This is a genomic window from Brevundimonas goettingensis (genome assembly GCF_017487405.1).
Taxonomy (GTDB): Bacteria; Pseudomonadota; Alphaproteobacteria; order Caulobacterales; family Caulobacteraceae; genus Brevundimonas; species Brevundimonas goettingensis.
In genome coordinates, this window is the sequence record NZ_CP062222.1 from 1,629,907 (window position 1) to 1,647,423 (window position 17,517).

A 17,517-nucleotide genomic window follows, 5' to 3' on the forward strand; every position below is an offset into this window, starting at 1 on the left:
TACGTGTGTTTTGAAGCGCCACAACCTTCACTTTAGGCTTAGGAATGCGTCGCCGGTGCTTTTGCCCGCGTCGCCGGCCGGCGCCAGCCCGCCGCCCCGCTTCCGCCGCGGACAAATCCACCGGACCTGAGGAACCGAACGGGTCTGCGGCGATTGGCCGGAACAGGCGCGCCCTGCGCGCCGTCACACGTCGCAGTGCGGGACCGCCGTGAGGATCGCCACCTTCAACATCAACGGGGTGAACACCCGTCTCGCCAATCTGCTCGACTGGCTCAAGGCCGAGGCCCCGGACATCGCCTGTCTGCAGGAGCTGAAGGCGACCGCACGCCAGTTCCCCGAGGTCGCGATCCGGGAGGCCGGCTATGACGCGGTCTGGGAGGGCGAGCACCGGTGGAACGGCGTGGCGATCCTGTCGCGGGTGGGCGCCCCGGTCGTCACCCGCCGCTCGCTTCCCGGCGACCCGGCGGACCGGCAGAGCCGCTATCTGGAGGCCGCCGTCCAGGGTGTTCTCGTCGGCTGCCTCTATCTGCCCAACGGCAATCCCCGCCCCGGTCCGAAGTTCGACTACAAGCTCGCCTGGATGGAGAGACTGATCGCACACGCCGCCGGGCTCGTGACGGTCGACGCGCCCGTTGTCCTGTGCGGCGATTACAATGTCGTCCCTACCGAAGCTGATATCTACGACAGCCGCTCCTGGAAGGCGAACGCCCTCCTCCAGCCCGAGAGCCGGGCGGGTTTCGCCCGGCTGCTCGACCAGGGCTGGACCGACGCCCTGCGCGAACGGTTTCCGGAGCAGCCGCCCTGGACCTTCTGGCAATATTTGCGCGAGGCCTGGGCGAGAGATGCGGGCCTGAGGATCGACCACCTCCTCCTCAATCCACGGGCAGCGGCCCGACTGAAGGACGCCGGGGTGGATGCGGCGGTGCGGGGACGGGAAAGAGCGAGCGACCACGCTCCGGCCTGGATCGAGCTGGCCGACACCGACCCCGCTTGAGCCCTTCAGGGACGCGGGGCGGCGCCCCACGCCCTGGGCGCGTCGTGGTCGCGGCCGAACCGCCGCAGCACGACCTTCAGGCCCGGCTCCTGGACCAGAGCGAGAGCCTGCGGAACCGCGACCCACCGGCGCTCCCGCTGTTGTCGCTCGGGCCAGTCCGCCAGTTCGATGGAAACCTCCAGGGCATAGACCGCCATACGCACCGGGCGCGTCCGCCCCCCACGCCCCGTCTTGACGGTGTCAAAGGCGCCGATGGGGTGCTCGCCGATCACGCCCTGGACTCCGGCTTCTTCCACCGCCTCCTGGGCGGCGGCCTCCCAGTCGGTCTTTCCCGGCATCCGATGCCCCTTGGGGAGGATCCAGCGGCGCGTCTCGCGCGACGTCACCAGCAGCACGTGCACGCTCCCCGCACGCCGCTGCCAACACAGGGCGGCGACCTGATGAACCACGGATGGGGCGGGCAAGGACATGGATTCGAATAGCGCGGGCCGGCGCAAAACGGCGCCGATTGTGACAGTTGATCAGAGCCCTGATGAATCTGGGTGTCGCCGTCAAGGGTTGGTCCTACCCTCAGGCCTGTGTCCAGAAGGCGCGGGTGCGCTCACCGATCGTCGCGCCCGCCGTCTCGACCCGGCGTTCGATCCGGCTGCGAAACGCATCCGCCGGTTCCGGGCCCGCCAGCAGCCGCAGGCTCCGGATGATGCGGGTGATGCGCAGATGGTTGTGGTCCGAAGGTTCGAGCCAATGGCCGGACCGGTCATAGAAGTCCGCCATCATCGCCGCGGCGCGCCGCAGGTTCGCCTGGGCCGGGATGGAGCCGCGAACCGCGGCGATATCGGCCGGGGTGAGCACCGGCGAGCCGGGAACCGCCCGGCTGGGCTCCGCGAGTGGAAAGAGCCACTGGATGAAGTCGTGATGACGCTCCAGCTCCGTCGGCGTGAAGGCCAGGACGGTCTCGATCGGCCGCCCGCGTCCATCGGCCCCGGTCCCCTCCAGAAACGCGACGACCTCGCTCATAGCCTCACGCTCTGCCCCGCTCACGGTCGTCCTGTCCGGCCAGGCGCTCGGCCAGCACCGTCAGACGGCAGCCGGCATGACCGGCCGCCGCGACGGGACTCGTCAGGACGAAGCCGCGCCCGTTCACGGATCGGTCGGCGCCTGTCCCGGCGCAGACTTGAAGGTCTTGCCCACCTCGCCCGCGTCCGGGCCGTCAGGCCCAGCCCGGCGAGCGGCCTCACGCCCCGTGGCAATCACATCCTTGTCCGGCGTTGCGGGATCGGGCTTCCCGCCCGGCGCGGCGCCGTTGGCCTTGCGTCCCTCGGACTGTTTGTCACCCATATCGGCCTCCTGCGGTTGGACGTTGTTTGGAAACCGACGCCCTGCCGATTCCGTTCCGGGCCTAACGATCCCTCGGTCACGCGGCGCTCGCGGAACGGATCGGGATCGCCGCCGTTCTCGACGCCCAAGGTCGCGGAACGTCGCGTCCCGAGGCCCGGAGTGTCGCGTGTCGCCCTACTATTGCATCGTCAACCTGCCGGGCGCGCCCGCGCGTGAGATCGCGGTCCTCGCCGTCAAGGACGAGACGTCCGCCGGCGAGGATCTGGTGCGGTTCGCCGAGCGCTGGCCGGGATACGAGACGATCGCCCTCTACAGCGGCGAGCGGTCGATCGCCGTCCTCGCCAACCCGGCCCTCGGCTTCGCAGCGGAACCCCTGCCGGGCTTTTCCGAGGCGGCCTGACGGCGGCCCTGGCGGTTCGCCATCCGCCTGCCGCCCGGGCGCCGGGTCAGAGGAGCGAGCGACGCACGGAGCCGAACGCCTGGACGGGCGTTGGCGGCGGATGACCTCCGCCGCCTCCAGCCCTGCACCGCTCTCGCTACCCCGTGAGAAGGCCTATCTTCGTGACCTGGGGCGGGCGTTCGCCGGAGCCCTCGTCTTCAATATCCCGCTCCTGATGACGATGGAAATGTGGGAGCAAGGGGTTGTGATGGACCGCTGGCGCCTGCTTGCGTTCATCGCGGGCGGCCTGCCTCTGCTCTACGGCCTGGCCTGGTACGCCGGCTTTTCCCGCACGCGAGGTCCGGTCAGCGACCTTCTGGACACCGGCGTGGCCCTGGCCGTCGGCTTCATCACCGCCTCCGCGCTGCTGATCCTGTTCGGCGTCGTCGAATGGGACGTCTCGCCCCACGAAGCCGTGGGCATGGTGGCGCTGCAGGCCGTCCCCGGCGCCATGGGCGCGCTGCTGGCCCGCCGCCAGCTCAGCGGATCGCGGGACGAGGGGGCGGGTGATGAGGAAGAAGCTTCGTATGGCGGAGAGCTCTTCCTCATGGCGGCCGGCGCCCTGTTCTTCGCCCTCAACGTCGCCCCGACCGAGGAGATGATCCTGATCGCCTACAAGGCCACGCCCCTTCACATCCTGGCCCTGATCGTCACCTCGATCGTCCTGCTTCATCTCATCGTCTTCAACGCCGGCTTCGCGGGCCAGGAAGAGGCGGACCGCCCGCTGACGGCCTTCTTCCACTTCACCCTGCCCGGCTACGCCGTCTCGCTCGGCATCAGCCTGTTCGCCCTGTGGGTGTTCGGCCGCATCGAGGGCCACGGCCTCGAAGGGGTGGTCCAGACGATGGTCGTCCTCGGCTTTCCCGCCTCCATCGGCGCCGCCGCCGCCCGCCTCCTGGTCTGACCGTCCATGACAACGCCGCAAAAAGCCCCCGCCCGCACGCCCTCCAGGGCGTCTTCCGCCGGACCGCCGCCCGGACGGCCGTGGCTCCAATGGGCCATGGCCGTCCTCGGCGGTCTCATGACCCTGGGGGTGATCGCCATCGTGGTCCGCGAGGCGGTCGAGCCGCCCGCGCCGCCGGTCCTGAGCGCAAGCCTGCGTCTGAGCCGGCCGACGACGGCGGGATGGGTGGCCGAGGTCCAGATCGACAATGCGGGCGACGACACCGCCGCCGCCGTCGAGGTCGAGGGCGTCCTCGGCGAGGAGACGGCGCACGCCGCCCTCGACTATGTGCCTGGACACGGCCACGCCAGGGTCTCCCTGCGCTTCGACACGAATCCGGGGACCGCGCGCTTCCGGGTTGTGGGATGGTCGGAGCCTTGATCACGCGCCGGGCGCCGCCGCAGACACCGGACGGCCGCTATATCGTCGTCCGGGGCCGCCTCTGGCGGCGCTCGAACCCCGCCCTCGATCCCGACACCCGGGATCGGCAGGTCAAGGCCCTGATGGCCGCACGCCGCGCTGTCCGCGACGCGCTCGCTGCCGGTGATCCCGAGGCGCTGAGGGCGGCGCGCGGAGAGGTCCAGGCCGCCAAGGTCGCCCTGGGCGAGCGCGGTCCGGTCTGGTGGACAGACGGCGCGCCCGATCTCAACCGCCACATGGCGCGCAACACGCCTTACGCCGACTGGGTCGCGGGTCTCGGAGAGAGCGTCTCGCGACCCGCCGGCGATTGAAGGCCGTGTCCTCTGTCCTCCGGAGCCGGCGCCACCGGTTCTCACCGACCGACCGTCAGGCGACGCGCCTGATCCGCCAGGCGGCGCCGTCGACCCCGTCGACGGCCAGCACTGCCTCGACACGGCGACCTCCCGGGCGCCGCGCGATGTGGACGATCAGGTCGATCGCCTGGCCCATCATGCGCCGGGACGGGCGGATCGAGACCTCCGCCATCAGATCCTCGAGCCGTGACAGGGCGTCTTGCGCCGAGTTGGCGTGGATGGTGGTGAGCCCGCCCGGGTGGCCCGTGTTCCAGCTCTTCAGGGTTTCCAGAACCGCCGCCCCGTCCCGAACCTCACCGACGACGATCCGGTCGGGCCGAAGCCGGAGGGCGTCCCGCACGAGGTCGCCGACGCCCACGGGCGGAGCGGACCGCCGGGTCAGGACCGGCAACAGGTCCCAGGCCCCGCATTGCAGTTCCGGGGTATCCTCGATCAGGATGACGCGGTCGCCGGCGAACCCGGGCTCGGCCAGGACCGCATTGGCGAGGGTGGTCTTGCCCGATCCGGTCCCCCCCGAGATGAGGATGTTGGCCCGCGTCTCGACGGCCTGGCGCAGGGCCCGGGCCTGGGCCGCGTCCAGCACCCCGTCGCGCAGATAGTCGTCGAGGCTCCAGATCACGGGCGGGCGCTTCCGGATCGAGAAGGCCGGCGCCGTGACGAGGGGCGGCAAAAGCCCCTGGAAGCGCTCGCCGGTCGCGGGCAGGACGCCCGACAGCCGCGGCGTCTCGCGCGCGACGCTCTCGCCGACATAGTCGGCGACCAGTTTGATGACCCTTTCCCGGGCCTCGGCCGACAGCCGTTCTCCGGTGTCGCAGCGCCCGTCTCCGGCCCGGTCGAGGACCAGCCGCCCGTCCGGATTGGCGAGGATTTCGACCACGGCCGGCTCCTCCAGCGCGGCGAGCACCGTCTCGCCCAGGGCGTGGCGCAGCGCTTCCAGCTTGCGCTCGCCGACGATCGGATGGACCGCCATCAGTCCGGATCAAACGAGCGGGGCTCGGCCGGACGCTCGGCCTCCCGGGCCGTCCGACCCGCCACAATCCGGGCGGCGGTGGCGTCCAGGAGTCGTTCGATCCTCTGCTCGACGGCGGCCTGGACCGTCGGATCCTGATCGACCAGAGCATCAGGCAGTCGAAGGAAGAAGGCCCGCGCCACCTCGATCAGCAGCTCCTGGACGATCTGCATGTCCCGGCCGGTGGCCTTCATATGATCGCGCAGAGACCGGTCCAGGGCCAGCATCCGGTCTTCCGGGTCGGCGCGTGGCGAGCCCATCAGGCCCCGGGTGATGGCGCGCCCGGCCGCCTGGCTCAGCGGCATATGGCCCGCGCGCGCCTCGCGCTCCAGCGCCCGGGCGATCTTCGGATCGCTCAGATAGACCTGTACCCGGGCGGCCGCTCCGTTAGTCCTTGGCATCGGCTAATCCTCTCAGATAATCGAGCGCGGCCTCCTGGGCGGCCATCTCCTGCGTGACCTTGCCCGCGATCTCCGCGGCCTTGGCCGCGATCTTCCTGTCGTCGATGGCGGCCGAGACCTCCTTGAACAACGGCAGGCTGGCCTCGGCGTCCTGGCCCAGGGCCCGGCGCCCCGCCCAAGGGTGCGGTCGTGGCGGCGGCGCGTCGATGCGGACGCCCTGGTCGGGCGCCGCCTCCCCGGCCCGGCTCCGGAACGGCTCGCGCCGGTCATAGAGCAGCTTCTCCGTCCGCAGCGGGCGCCGGCCGGCGACGAACATCAGCTGCTGATCGTCCGGCAGGGACCGGATCTCGCCGGGCTCCAGCAGGGGCCGTTCGATCTCGGCGCGCGACACCGAGCTCCGCCCCGCTCCCATCAACGCCGGGCCGCTCCGGCTCGTGCGAGTCTCCGTCACCGAGCCGGTGAGCTTCGACACCTTGTCCTGGGTCAGCGGGTCCAGGGCCGAGAAGGCGGTATAGACCGCGCAGTTGTCGAGAATGGTGTTGTGGGCGCCGTAGGTCTCGACGATGTCATTCAAGGACTGGGCGACGAACATGGCCTTGACGCCGTAGCCGCTCATCAGGCGCAGGGACTTCTCGAAGAAGGCCAGCCGTCCCAGCAGGGGAAACTCGTCCATGACCATCAGGAGGCTGTGGCGCTTGTCGCGGCCCGTGGCGTCGCGCCTCTCCTCCGCCGTCAGGGCCTGGGCCGCCGCATAGAAGAGCAGCCGCACCAGGGGCCGCAGCGCCGCGGCGTCGGCCGGCGCCACCTGCACATAGAGCGACACCGGCGCCTGCGCACACATCAGGTCGCCCAACGAAAAGTCGGACGCGGACAGGACCCGCTCCAGGTCGTCACCCGCCAGCCACTTCAGATAGGAGCGCGCCGTGCCCTGGACGGAGGTGCGGAACCGGTCGTGCATGGCCGCATAGCCCTTCACGGCGGTGCGGATGAAGGGATGCGCCTCGGGCTCGCCGCCCGGGCCGGCCCGGTGCAGGGTCTTGACCATGACGTCGGCGGCGGCGTCGAGGTCCGCCAGAAGCTCGCGCACCCGGACGAGGCTCTTGTCCGCGTCCTCGGCCGTATAGAGGACGTGCAGGATCACCGCCTCGAGGATTTCCGAGGCCGCCTTGTCCCAGATGGCCTCGTCGTCCCTCACCCCGCCGGGGTCCGACAGAATGGCCACCAGCCTCTGGACCTGGGCCAGTTCTCCCGGGCCCGGCTGGATTTCGGCCAGGGGGTTCCAGCGCGCCGAGACGGGATCGCGCGGGTCGAAATACAGGGCGTGGGAGAACCGCGAGCGCCACCCGGCCGTCACGGACCAGAGTTCGCGCTTGGGATCGTGCACGAGGACGCTCTGCCCCCAGGACAGGAGGGTCGGCGTGACATGTCCCCGGCCCTTGCCGCTGCGCGTCCCGCCTGTGACCAGGGTCGGCCGCAGATCGGTCGTGGCCAGGACCCGTCCCCTGAACAGGCCGAGCACCGCCCCGTCCCGCGCCAGAAGGCCCGCCCCGCGGATGTCCGTCCAGCCGCCCCAGCCCCTGATCCGCCGATGCGGCCGGTCGCCGGCCACGGCGCCGAGCCCCAGTCCGCCGACCCCGCCCAGCAGCATCAGGGGCGCGCATCGGGCCATGACCGCATGGGCCTCCTCCCCGAACTGGCCGCGCCAGATGAAGATGGCCCAGGGCGGATAGAGGGACAGATCCGCATTGACCCGCCAGGCCGGACCGAGCGTTTCGGCCCAGCCGTAGGTCCAGGCGAACAGTTCGGTCGCCGCCGCCGCGCCGACCACCAGACCCAGACCGAGACCGATCAGCCGCATGCGCATCGCCTAGGTTCTGAACCCATAAAGGTCTGAGGGATTCGAGGTCTTCGGAAGGAGACGTCGATGGCGCGATACGATCTGAGCGAAACGGAGTGGCGGCTGATCCAGCCGTTGCTTCCGAACAAGCCCCGCGGCGTGGCCCGCGTGGACGACCGTCGGGTGATCAACGGCATCTTCTACATTCTGAGGACGGGTTCGCCCTGGCGTGACCTGCCGGGTCGCTACGGGCCGCACACGACGGTCTACAATCGCTTCAATCGGTGGGCCAAAGCAGGCGTCTGGGTGCGGGTGTTCGAGGCGCTGTCGGCGGCGTCGCCGGGTTCGATGCACCTGATCGACAGTTCGATCATTCGGGCCCACCAGCACGCCGCCGGTGGAAAAAGGGGGCCGGATCACGCCATCGGCCGATCTCGTGGGGGACTGAGCACCAAGATCAACGCCCTGGTCGATCAGGACGGATTGCCGCTCAGGATCACCCTCTCGGCCGGCCAGGCGTCCGACAAGGCCGCCGTCGAGGAACTGATCTACGGCCTCAAGCCCGCCAAGGCGCTCGTCGCCGACAGAGGTTACGACGCACAGGCCGTCATCGATCTGGTCCGCTCTCGCGGCGGCTGCGCCCATATCCCGACCCAGAAGGATCGCAAGGTCCAGCGCTCCGTCGATCCCGCCATCTATCGACAGCGCAACGTCGTGGAGCGCTACTTCTGCAAGCTCAAGCACTTCCGCCGCGTCGCCACACGCTTCGACAAACTGGCCCGCAACTTCCTCGCCGCCGTACTGCTGGCCTCAACCCGCCTGTGGCTCAGAGCTTATGAGTCCACGACCTAAGCCGAACGGGTAGCTAAACTGACGGGCATAGGACGGTCCCGCGACTGTGGTGCGGTTGTGAAGCTGCGCCAGAATCTCTTCCTTAGCACCCTATAATCGGCGAGTGGGCGGCTCGGGGCGCGCCCCTTGGGCCGACTCCAAGCCCCAGTTACGAGAAGCGTCGCCCGAGCTGGTATTTCCGCCAGAGTGGGCCCGGACGAGCTAACCCATGCAGATGACATGAGGCGTCGAAAGATCGCGCAGGGTAGCGTCCGACAAGCAGACATTCCGAAGGACAGCTACGAGCCCGGGGTGGCTACTGGTGGCGCAGGTCTGAGAAGCGCCATGAGCGGACATTTACCGCGTGTCGGAGAGCGGACATCGAGCACCGTGGCGGGTGCAGCCCGGCAACCCACTCACGCTCGCCCTGGCACTTCTGCTCGCCATCGCGAGAGGGAGGGGCGGCCTCTGCAAACACGCGGCCGCGGCTGACTATCATCTCGTCAGTTGCAGACTGATCTCCGGTCACGCGTGTGAAGTGTCTTCGGCCAGCCAGCCGACGGCGTTGGCGAGCCAGCGGGTCTGTAGCGGCCCGGCCATATCCGGCAGACGATGCACCAGCACCCGCATGCCGTCCTTGCGCACGATGAAGCTGGCGGCGCCGTTCTGGCGGTCGTGGTCACGGCTGTAGGCGGCGATGACCTCGACGCCCTGCCCCTCGATCACCAGACCATTTGAGGGCTGGCCCTCGACCTGATGCAGGACGCTCATGCCGCAGTCGACGGGCACGCCGTCGAAGGTCGAATGGGCGCGGACATAGTTCCAGTTGCCCATCCAGGGCGCGCGCAGGCCGCCGACCTGACCCGCATAGTCGAACAGTCCGAGGCCGGAGAGCTGCTTCGCCACCCCGTCGGCCAGACCGTCCTCCTGGATCACAGCCAGCAGCGGCGTACCGGCACGGACGGCGGCCAGAACCTCCTCCGGCAGTTCGCCCAGCACCACCGGCGGCGTCTGGCCCGGAGTCGGCTGGGCCTCCAGACCGGTTTCCTCGCCGATTTGCCGTCGCGCGATCTCATCGGCCTTCAGACCCGAGGCGATGATCCCGTCATAGCGGCCGCCCGCGATCACATCCTCCAGCGTCACGCCCGGCAGGCCCTCAAGCTTCGTCCGCAGGCTGCGGGCGATGCCCGAGACCCCGATCCGCAGTGGCCGCCTCGCCGCCGCCGGACCGGTCGCCCACAGCTCCCGCTCCGAGGTCACCCCGCCGACCGTGACACGCAATCGGTGCAGCCCCTCCTCGGCGAAGGCCGGCGACCGCACGCTCTCGGCGACCAGATAGCTGAACTGATCGGGCGTCTGCTGGGGCGCCGGGCGCCGCGCGAAGACCGTTTCCGCCCCCGACGGCCCCGTCAGGCTCACAACGATCTCGCCGGTCGCGGACGTCGCCGCATCGTTGAACAGCCACAGGTCCAGCTCGGCCGTCTCCCCGAGCGCATAGGCCAGGGCCTTTGGCTTGGCGACGGCCATGACGGGCCTCAGCGCCTGCCCCAGCAGCTCAGGATCGGCCTTGAAGTAGCGCAGGTTGTCGACGATGCCCGAGTGGTTCTCGATCGCCGTGCTCTCCCAGCCGGAAACGCACGCCACGTCCACCGTCTCGCCCAGACGGATGTTCTCCAGATAGTTCCGCCAGCTCTCGTAGGCCTTGCGCCCGACCGACAGGAACAGGGCCTCGGTCGTCTGGAAGGCGCCGCGGAAACCCCAGCGGTCCAGATAGGCGCTGGTCGCCGCCACCACGACCTTGTGGTCCCCCAAGTCGTAGCTCTTGCCGCCGTGGGCCAGGATGTCGGCGACGATCTTCACATGGTTGTCGGCGACGGCGCAGCCCTGCATCTCGCCGAATTCGACGATGAAGGGCTTGCCCTTCTGCATGTGCACATAGTCGTCTTTCGACTTGTAGAAGCGGTCGTACCACTGGTCGCCGGCCGCCTGGTGCTCGACCCACCAGCCGCCCCACTCCTCGACGTCGGAGCGGAAGTAGTGGTCGTTGTACGGCAGGTACATGGCCTGGGCCGCGCCGCGCTTCACGAAGCCGTCGTTCAGGACCACCGCCCGGCTCGGATCCTCGTCATGGATGGCCTTGAGCACGAACTGGACGTCGGGATTGGCCAGGTTCGCGCCGATCTCGTTCTGAAGCGTGTACTGGACCAGCGACGGATGCGAGCGGAAGGCGCGGGCCATGGCGCGGCATTTCTCAACCATGAAGTCGCGGCTGAAGGCGTCGGCGGGCGACAAGCTCTCGCCGGGCTGGAGGTCGCGGCCGACGGCATGGCGGCCGCCGCCAGGCTCCATCACCCGCATCAGCCCCATCTCGTCCATGGCCGCGAAGACCTCGGGCTTGCCGACGTTGCGGTGGAAGTGGAGCGTGTTCAGACCCAGGGTCTTGGCCGCGGTCACTTCACGCTTCGCCAACTCCGGCGTGGGCCAGAGACCGTTGTAGCCCCAGTAGCCCCAGGAGATCGCCGAGTAGAGCCGCGTCCGGCGGCCGTTCAGACGCAGCAGGGCGTCGGTTCCGACGCCCTCGACCCCGAACCAGCGGAAGCCGAAGCGCGGCTCGCGCGTGTCGATTGCCTCAGGAGTTTCCGCCCAGCGGAAGCGCAGGCGATAGAGATTCGGCGTCTCCAGATCCCAAAGTTTCGCGGTGGGCGCCGTCACCGTGAACCGGGCGCGCAGGCGCCGGTCGCCGAGAGTCTCCAGCGCGTCCAGACGGACGACGGCCGGAACCCTCTGCCCCGTCCTGTCGTCGACCAGTTCGACGCCGGCTTTCGACCGCAGGCTGGGGATGGCCGAGGCCGCGACCGGCTGCTCCAGCAGGATGTCCATCAACCCGGTGACCGTGCGCGGCTCGGGCGTATTGAGCACCCAGGCGTCGTCGATACGGCCGGTCATCGGATGCAGGCTCAGGGCCAGACCCCGGTCGATGCCGCCAAAGCCGTGCGAGGCGAACAGCTTCACCTTACCCCAGACCATGGTGGTGGAATCTCGCCAGTCGTAGCGCCCGCCCGGATTGGTGATGCGGATCGCCAACCGGTTCGCCTGCCCCGGCCGCATGGCCTCGGTCAGGTCACAGCTGAACGGCAGCTCCGACATGATCGAATAGCCGACCAGAATCTCGTTCAGGAAGACCTCGGCCCGGAGGCGCGCCCCGCGCAGGTTGAGCAGCACCCGCCGGCCCGCCGCCTCGGCCGGAATGTCGACGGCCTTCGACCACCAGGACACGCCCTTGTAGGCGCCATACTGCGGGACATTGTCGGTCTCCGCGTAGCGGTATTCGTCGGGGCCATAGGGCCGCGTGCCGAACCGACCCCAGAGATGCTCCTCGACCGTGGTCGGCAGGCTGACGGTCAGGGCGTCGACGGACTTCAGCGCGTCCCAGCCGCCGGTCGGCGGATTGACTGGCAAGGCCGCCAGATCGAAGGCCCCGGGCAGATGGATGTCGTCATCCTTCCAGGCCGCGCCCTCATCGATCCACAGGCTCCAACCTTCGTCGGCGATGGCCAGGGCGCCAGCGCCCGCAGCTGCGGATTCTGTGGCTGTGACGGCGACCACGGAGGCGGTGCCGGCTGTCAGGAAACCTCGTCGATCCAGCTGCATAGCGGTCCGCTTTCATAAAAAGGCGGGCGTCGGCGAACCGACGCCCGCAGGCCATCCCGGGGAAGGAGAATAAGGGACGGCAGTCCGGTTAGAACGACATCCGCGCGCCGACGAAGAACTGGCGGCCGGTCCGGCCGAAGGAGGTCGTCACGGGGCTGGCGGAGTAGGCATAGCGATCGTTCGCCTGATCGGTGAGGTTCAGGGCCTCGACGGTCAGGCTGAAGTTGTCGTTGAACTTGTAGGTCGAGGAGAAGTCGACATTGAGGGTGGCCGCGCTACCTCCAAAATCATTGACCAGGGGACTGTCGCAGACACCCGGATCGCAGGTGCCGGTCGCCAGCGGATAGGTCGTCTGGTACTCGGCGCGATACGAGGTCGAGACACGCGCCGAGAACTTCGGGACTTCGTAGTAGAGTGTGAAGTTGAAGGCGTCAGGCGAGGCGCCGAGGAACGGGCCCTTGCCCACCACGAGAGGCTGCGGGCTCAGAATGTAGCTCAGCTCGCTTTCGATATGGGTGTAGTTCGCTTGGATGCCGAGGTTTTCGAAATACCAGGGCAGGAATTTCAGAGCCTGCTGGTAGGACAGTTCAATGCCTCTCAGATAGCCCCCGGGAGCGTCACGGAACTGGCGCACCCCGAAGAGCTGGTCGCTGTCGAGATAGGCCCGCTGGTTGGCCAGATTGGCATTGGGAACCGCGCCCGGCGCATCGAGGAAGGCTTCGCGCAACTGGGCGATCTCGTCGGCCGAGAGGATTTCCGACAGCCGGTTCTCGCCGACCAAGGTCTGCGGGAAGCTGCTGATCTCCTTGTCGAAGAGGGCGACCGAGAACAGGGCGTCGCGGGCGAAATACCATTCGAAGCTGAGGTCGTAGTTGGTGGCGCGGAAGGGCTGCAGCTTGGGATTGCCAAGGGTGATGCTGCCGCCCGTGGTGGCGCCGGCGGTGTTGGGTACGGAGAAGGCGGTGATGCTGGGCGCCAGATTTCCGAGCAGGGGGCGGGCCATCACCTTGGCGGCGCCGAAGCGCAGGAACATCTTGTCCGACAGCTCATAGACGACGTTCACCGACGGCAGGGTGTCGTCATAGTCGTTGGTCGCCGAGACCTGACGGGCCGTGGTTGTCAGGCCGCTCGATTCCAGTTCAGTCAGGGCGTAGCGTACCCCGACATTACCGCGCAGACGTCGATCGAACAGCAGGGTGTCGAAGTCGGCTTGCAGGTAGAAGCTGGTGTCGGTCTCGTCTACGCCGAATGAGCTCGCGGGGCTGCGCAGCCTGGACAGCCGCCAGTCGCCCCATTTGTTGATACAGTCGCAGGTGAAGCCGAACCTGTTGTCGAAGGCCTGCAGGTTGGGCGCCCAGAACGACGTCGGCATGCCGTTGGGCACATCCAGCCCCTGCCCCCAGGAGATCAGCTGGCCCATGTCCTTGACGGTTGTGGGCGAGCCCCCCTCGAGCAGACTGGGGTTGACGGTGTCCCCGATCAGGCGCTCGGCCTGGCTGGTGCTGAAGCCGAATTGACGCTGGCCGCCGCCGAACTTCAACGTGATGCTGTCGTTGGCCTCGAACGCGAAGTCGAGCCTGCCGCCGCTGTAGGTGTTCTCGACCGAGCGACGGTAGTTCCTCAGGGCGGAGAAGCCCTTCACGAAATCCCACTTGGTCGGATCGGCTGTGTCGAACCCGAAATTCATCAGCGGGAAGTCGCCGCCGCCACGAGCGTCATAGACGAAGTAGTCGTTGCCGGCCGTGCCGTTGCCGGAGTCCAGGCGGGTGAACTCGGCCAGCAGGCCCTGGCTCTCGTTGGTCGACTTCGAGGCGCCGTAGGTAAAGTTCAGGCGCAGCCTGTCGGTGAACTGGTGATCGACATTGATCGACAGCTGCTGGAACTCGGTCGTGAAGGTCCCTGAGTCGGCCGCCGAGCGGAAATCGACATTGCCCAGCTTCAGATAGGTCGCCTGGCTGCCGTCGTCGCTGACGGCGGCGTCGATCAGTCGCGTCGCGGGTCGGCCGATGAAGGCGCCGCGCATGGCCAGGCCGTAAGGGTCATTGATGTAACCCGGGGACAGCGGATTGTTATAGTATTCGTAGACGTCCAGGTTGTTGGGATTGAAGCTGAAGCCATAGCCCGGGACGAGCGCGCCGCCGTTCTGGGACTCCCCGCAATCGATGGCGTCCCGGATACGGTTCCCGTTGGAGCCCGTCAGGACGGGCTGCGAGGTGCAGGTCGAATAAAGGGCGCGCCTCTGGGCCGCAGACCCCTGGTTCGTATTGACGGTCCCCGGGCTGGGCGCGCCCGGCCGCGCGGTATTGTAGCTGTAGTTCGTGGCGTTGGGGATCACGCCGGAGGTATTGTTGCGGTTCAGGCCAACGGGGACGATCTGATAATTGACCGAAGAGCTGTCGAACGTGGAATAGAGGCCATCGACACTGACGGTCGTCCGGTCGGTCGGTCGCCACTGGGCGCCGAGCGTCAGGCCCAGCCGCTCCTGTTCGATCTCGCGGTGATTGATCGTGGGCAAGGCGGGAATACGCACCAAAGATCCACGTCCGTTGCCGTTGATCAGGGCGTAGGCGGCGGGATCCGACCCGGTCATCAGGGCCAGGGCATTGGGGTTGGTGACGTTGGGAATCGTCGTGCCGATGGGACGTGCGAAGCCCTGGTATTCCGATCCGGCCGGGGTGCTGGTGCCCTGGAAGGTGGCGCCGCGGTAGGCGTAGTCGCTCTGCCCCGGACCGCGCTCGTAGCTGTCGCTGATCGAGTTGCGCTTGTTATAGGCGACCGAGCCGAGGATTCCGAACTCGCCGATATGGTTGAACCGCCAGCGATCGGAGATCAGCCCCGCCACGCGCGGATTGTTGGTCTCGCCGTTGGCGTAATAGGCATCCTGGACAGAAAGGCCGAAACGCCGACCCGGGAAATTGAACGGGCGACCGGAAACCAGATCGACGGTGGCGCCGAGCGCGCCTTCATCGGTCTCGGCCGACGCCGTCTTCTGAACCTTGAGGGAGCTGAACAACTCCGAAGCAAAGGTCGAGAAATCGAAGCCGCGGCCCCGGTTGGGGCTGGAGCCAGAGTCGTTCGAACCTGCAGTCGAAAGGGTTTCGAGGCCGTTCAGCCGTACCCGGGTGAAATCCCCGCCCAGGCCCCGGACCGAAATTGTGCGCCCCTCCCCGTTGTCCCGGTCAATCGAAACGCCAGGCAGACGTTGCAGGGACTCGGCCAGATTGGCGTCCGGGAAGTCGGCGATGTCCTCCGCGTTGATGGCGTCGACCATGACATTGGAGTTGCGCTTGGTGTCGAGCGCTCGGCGAAGCGAAGCGCGGATGCCGGTCACCACGACTTCCTCGACCTCGCTGGCTTGGGAGTCGGCCGCCGGCTCGGCGGTCGGCGGTGTTGTCTGGGCCTGGACCGCACCCGCCATTAGGATTCCCGACGCCATAACGGCGATCAGGGACACTGAAGACAACAAGCCGCTGTTCTGCTGAGTATTTTTCACTGCAAATCCCTCCTGGAGCGCCGGCTCTTTTGGGCCCGGTCACGGTTTCTGATGCGGGCGACAGCCCTTGGTCACAGTCGGCGGAAGATTGACACCGGTGTCGCCTCTCCCCGTGCTTCGGCCGAAGTTGTCCAAGAGGCCAAGCGCAGGCCGCGCTTCCCTTGATCTGTTCCTGGGTTTCACTCCGCCCCGGTCTTCACGCCGGTAGGCACGGATTTACGGTAGCTATATAATAATACAATTCAAGCTATCCGCGGCAGAATTGTTGGGCCGGGACTGTTTGTATCAAGGTCGAAACAGTTCGGGCCGAACAGCGATCCTCATTCCGCCGCAGCCGTTGCACTTTCCACAACCCGTCCATGGTGCGGTTCGCACCATCAGTCGCGCGCTTGGCGCCGGCCGATCAAAGTCGGATATGCGCCAGAAGCGGTCCTTCGCTGCCGCGTGCAAACACGACATTCAGCGTGCGCTCGAACGTCGGCTTTCCGGCGGATAGCCTCCCGACGGCTCCCGTTGAGAACGTTTTTCGGCCGGCACTTCCGAACTCAATCGTCGTAAAGGTGCAACGTAACAGGCCCAGAGATCTCGCTGAGCCAACCTGAGCGTGGATGGCGTGACCAGCAGCTTGATGACGTCCCTCCTGTTCCAAGCCGGGCGCTAGAACCTTCTAGTCAAAGTCACCCTTGAAAAGTAACGCGATTTTACATTCTTGCCATGATCTGGCTACGTAATTTCACGTAGTCAGGTTCGATGACCATAAGCCGACTAACTGCCGCCTCTGCCAGAGCCAAAGCCGCCAAATGCCTCAAAGCCGCAGAACTAACCTCAAATCCGATCCACAGGGCCGAACTGCTCAGCTTGGCGGCCATGTTTGATGAGAAGGCCCGCAAACTCGGTGGGGGCGATAGGTCTCCGACAAATGAAGGCTAACTTCACGATCGGGGACGGCTGCGCACGACTTGCGATTGGCGGAACGTCCGCTTGCTGGTGGTCTGGGCAATGTCCACGTGTTTTGGCCTAGTGCCGGGGACCAAGTCGACTCAAAGCGATCATCGCGCCGACGTCTCAGAAGCGCCAGAAGCGGTCTATCAATGTCGCCCGGCAACACGACATTCAGCGTGCGCTCGAAAGTCGGCTTTCCGGCCGATAGCCTAAGGCGGCTTCCGACCCATGGCGGACATCATGCGAAAACCATGCAACGTTATCGATATGAAAAATGTCATGGCGACCGCAGCCTTTGCCCTCTCGATCAACGCAGCGACGGCTAACGCTCAGACTGTGCAAATCGGGCAAGATCACGCCCCGTCCAACTCCACCTTTCTGGCGGGCTACAGAGCCAGCGCGAGCAACGGCCCTTTAGCGGGAGTGTGGATCACAGAGTTTTTCCGCACCAATGAACAACCCTACCGGTTCCTCGCTCGTCGTGCGCTCGCCGCCACGGCTGGGGAAGAGCAGGTTCAGGTCATTGATGAGCGGGAATGCCCTGCTCTCGCTTCTGTTTTGGAGTCGCTGAACGGCCTGCCGATGCCGACTGTAAGGGTTCGGAATCTGTCTCGGCAAGATAGTTTTGGCCCGTTTTTCCCGTCGCCTACTACTCAGCGGACGGAGGCCGCAAGCTACACGATTTGGGCCTCGGCCACTCAGTCCGATGGCTCCTTTGCAGATTTGCGAGTGAGTGGAACGGAAGGTCAGATCGGCGGCTGGGGCCGGTTCGCAGACCAGCTCCTCTTCAGATGCTGGTCCTCTGTGACGCAATAGGCTTCAGGCATTCAGAAATGACAACGCCGAGGTCCCGTATCCACCCGTTG

15 protein-coding genes are annotated in these 17,517 nt (G+C 67.1%); 7 read left to right on the forward strand and 8 right to left on the reverse strand.

The window, feature by feature from the left end:
* The first annotated feature begins 208 nt into the window (after positions 1 to 208).
* Positions 209 to 994, forward strand: coding sequence for an exodeoxyribonuclease III (locus IFJ75_RS08125; protein ID WP_207932079.1), 786 nt, complete (start codon positions 209 to 211; stop codon positions 992 to 994).
* Between the two features lie 5 nt (positions 995 to 999).
* Here IFJ75_RS08125 and IFJ75_RS08130 read toward each other — a convergent pair whose 3' ends face one another.
* The 3 genes from IFJ75_RS08130 to IFJ75_RS08140 all read right to left on the reverse strand — a co-directional run bounded on the left by IFJ75_RS08130 (position 1,000) and on the right by IFJ75_RS08140 (position 2,332).
* Entirely contained in the window at positions 1,000 to 1,389 is a 390-nt protein-coding gene (locus tag IFJ75_RS08130) for an NUDIX hydrolase (protein WP_263973032.1), read from the reverse strand.
* Between the two features lie 175 nt (positions 1,390 to 1,564).
* Positions 1,565 to 2,011, reverse strand: coding sequence for an opioid growth factor receptor-related protein (locus tag IFJ75_RS08135; protein WP_207932081.1), 447 nt, complete (start codon positions 2,009 to 2,011; stop codon positions 1,565 to 1,567).
* Between the two features lie 123 nt (positions 2,012 to 2,134).
* Entirely contained in the window at positions 2,135 to 2,332 is a 198-nt protein-coding gene (locus tag IFJ75_RS08140; protein ID WP_207932082.1) for a hypothetical protein, read from the reverse strand.
* A gap of 166 nt (positions 2,333 to 2,498) precedes the next feature.
* Between IFJ75_RS08140 and IFJ75_RS08145 the strand changes: the two genes are divergently transcribed.
* The 4 genes from IFJ75_RS08145 to IFJ75_RS08160 all read left to right on the forward strand — a co-directional run bounded on the left by IFJ75_RS08145 (position 2,499) and on the right by IFJ75_RS08160 (position 4,445).
* Positions 2,499 to 2,732 (forward strand): hypothetical protein, encoded by a 234-nt coding sequence (locus IFJ75_RS08145; RefSeq protein WP_207932083.1) that lies wholly within the window; start codon positions 2,499 to 2,501, stop codon positions 2,730 to 2,732.
* 100 nt (positions 2,733 to 2,832) lie between these two features.
* Positions 2,833 to 3,675, forward strand: coding sequence for a TIGR02587 family membrane protein (locus IFJ75_RS08150; RefSeq protein WP_207932084.1), 843 nt, complete (start codon positions 2,833 to 2,835; stop codon positions 3,673 to 3,675).
* Positions 3,676 to 3,681: 6 nt separating this feature from the next.
* Positions 3,682 to 4,095: a hypothetical protein gene (locus IFJ75_RS08155; RefSeq protein WP_225897050.1), complete on the forward strand. Its 414-nt coding sequence runs from the start codon at positions 3,682 to 3,684 to the stop codon at positions 4,093 to 4,095.
* On the forward strand, positions 4,080 to 4,445 hold the full coding sequence (locus IFJ75_RS08160) for an arginase family protein (protein ID WP_207932085.1): 366 nt from the start codon (positions 4,080 to 4,082) through the stop codon (positions 4,443 to 4,445). The genes IFJ75_RS08155 and IFJ75_RS08160 overlap by 16 nt, the downstream gene beginning before the upstream one ends.
* 55 nt (positions 4,446 to 4,500) lie before the next feature.
* Here IFJ75_RS08160 and trbB read toward each other — a convergent pair whose 3' ends face one another.
* The 3 genes from trbB to IFJ75_RS08175 are packed head-to-tail and all read right to left on the reverse strand — an operon-like array spanning position 4,501 to position 7,755.
* A complete protein-coding gene (gene trbB / locus IFJ75_RS08165; protein ID WP_207932086.1) occupies positions 4,501 to 5,457 on the reverse strand; it encodes a P-type conjugative transfer ATPase TrbB in 957 nt (318 codons plus the stop codon).
* Positions 5,457 to 5,897, reverse strand: a complete 441-nt coding sequence (locus IFJ75_RS08170) for a hypothetical protein (protein WP_225897051.1) — start codon at positions 5,895 to 5,897, stop codon at positions 5,457 to 5,459. Before IFJ75_RS08170 ends, trbB begins: the two co-directional genes overlap by 1 nt.
* A complete protein-coding gene (locus tag IFJ75_RS08175) occupies positions 5,884 to 7,755 on the reverse strand; it encodes a type IV secretory system conjugative DNA transfer family protein (RefSeq protein WP_225897052.1) in 1,872 nt (623 codons plus the stop codon). Before IFJ75_RS08175 ends, IFJ75_RS08170 begins: the two co-directional genes overlap by 14 nt.
* A 66-nt stretch (positions 7,756 to 7,821) precedes the next feature.
* On the opposite strand from IFJ75_RS08175, the gene IFJ75_RS08180 reads away from it, so the two are divergent.
* On the forward strand, positions 7,822 to 8,586 hold the full coding sequence (locus IFJ75_RS08180) for an IS5 family transposase (RefSeq protein ID WP_207932087.1): 765 nt from the start codon (positions 7,822 to 7,824) through the stop codon (positions 8,584 to 8,586).
* A 504-nt stretch (positions 8,587 to 9,090) separates the two neighbouring features.
* Here the strand turns inward: IFJ75_RS08180 and IFJ75_RS08185 are convergent.
* Positions 9,091 to 12,216, reverse strand: a complete 3,126-nt coding sequence (locus IFJ75_RS08185) for a sugar-binding domain-containing protein (RefSeq protein ID WP_207932088.1) — start codon at positions 12,214 to 12,216, stop codon at positions 9,091 to 9,093.
* An 88-nt stretch (positions 12,217 to 12,304) separates the two neighbouring features.
* Positions 12,305 to 15,634, reverse strand: coding sequence for a TonB-dependent receptor (locus IFJ75_RS08190; RefSeq protein WP_207932089.1), 3,330 nt, complete (start codon positions 15,632 to 15,634; stop codon positions 12,305 to 12,307).
* Positions 15,635 to 16,879: 1,245 nt separating this feature from the next.
* On the opposite strand from IFJ75_RS08190, the gene IFJ75_RS08195 reads away from it, so the two are divergent.
* Positions 16,880 to 17,467, forward strand: a complete 588-nt coding sequence (locus tag IFJ75_RS08195; protein WP_207932090.1) for a hypothetical protein — start codon at positions 16,880 to 16,882, stop codon at positions 17,465 to 17,467.
* Positions 17,468 to 17,517 lie beyond the last annotated feature (50 nt).

What these genes read in the sequence shown, in the direction of transcription:
- IFJ75_RS08135 (WP_207932081.1), bottom strand. Translation starts at nt 2,011, where the DNA reads ATGAGCGAGGTCGTCGCGTTTCTGGAGGGGACCGGGGCCGATGGACGC.
- IFJ75_RS08140 (WP_207932082.1), bottom strand. Translation starts at nt 2,332, where the DNA reads ATGGGTGACAAACAGTCCGAGGGACGCAAGGCCAACGGCGCCGCGCCG.
- IFJ75_RS08150 (WP_207932084.1), top strand. Translation starts at nt 2,833, where the DNA reads ATGACCTCCGCCGCCTCCAGCCCTGCACCGCTCTCGCTACCCCGTGAG.
- IFJ75_RS08155 (WP_225897050.1), top strand. Translation starts at nt 3,682, where the DNA reads ATGACAACGCCGCAAAAAGCCCCCGCCCGCACGCCCTCCAGGGCGTCT.
- IFJ75_RS08160 (WP_207932085.1), top strand. Translation starts at nt 4,080, where the DNA reads ATGGTCGGAGCCTTGATCACGCGCCGGGCGCCGCCGCAGACACCGGAC.
- trbB (WP_207932086.1), bottom strand. Translation starts at nt 5,457, where the DNA reads ATGGCGGTCCATCCGATCGTCGGCGAGCGCAAGCTGGAAGCGCTGCGC.
- IFJ75_RS08170 (WP_225897051.1), bottom strand. Translation starts at nt 5,897, where the DNA reads ATGCCAAGGACTAACGGAGCGGCCGCCCGGGTACAGGTCTATCTGAGC.
- IFJ75_RS08175 (WP_225897052.1), bottom strand. Translation starts at nt 7,755, where the DNA reads ATGCGGCTGATCGGTCTCGGTCTGGGTCTGGTGGTCGGCGCGGCGGCG.
- IFJ75_RS08180 (WP_207932087.1), top strand. Translation starts at nt 7,822, where the DNA reads ATGGCGCGATACGATCTGAGCGAAACGGAGTGGCGGCTGATCCAGCCG.
- IFJ75_RS08185 (WP_207932088.1), bottom strand. Translation starts at nt 12,216, where the DNA reads ATGCAGCTGGATCGACGAGGTTTCCTGACAGCCGGCACCGCCTCCGTG.
- IFJ75_RS08190 (WP_207932089.1), bottom strand. Translation starts at nt 15,634, where the DNA reads ATGGCGGGTGCGGTCCAGGCCCAGACAACACCGCCGACCGCCGAGCCG.
- IFJ75_RS08195 (WP_207932090.1), top strand. Translation starts at nt 16,880, where the DNA reads ATGGCGGACATCATGCGAAAACCATGCAACGTTATCGATATGAAAAAT.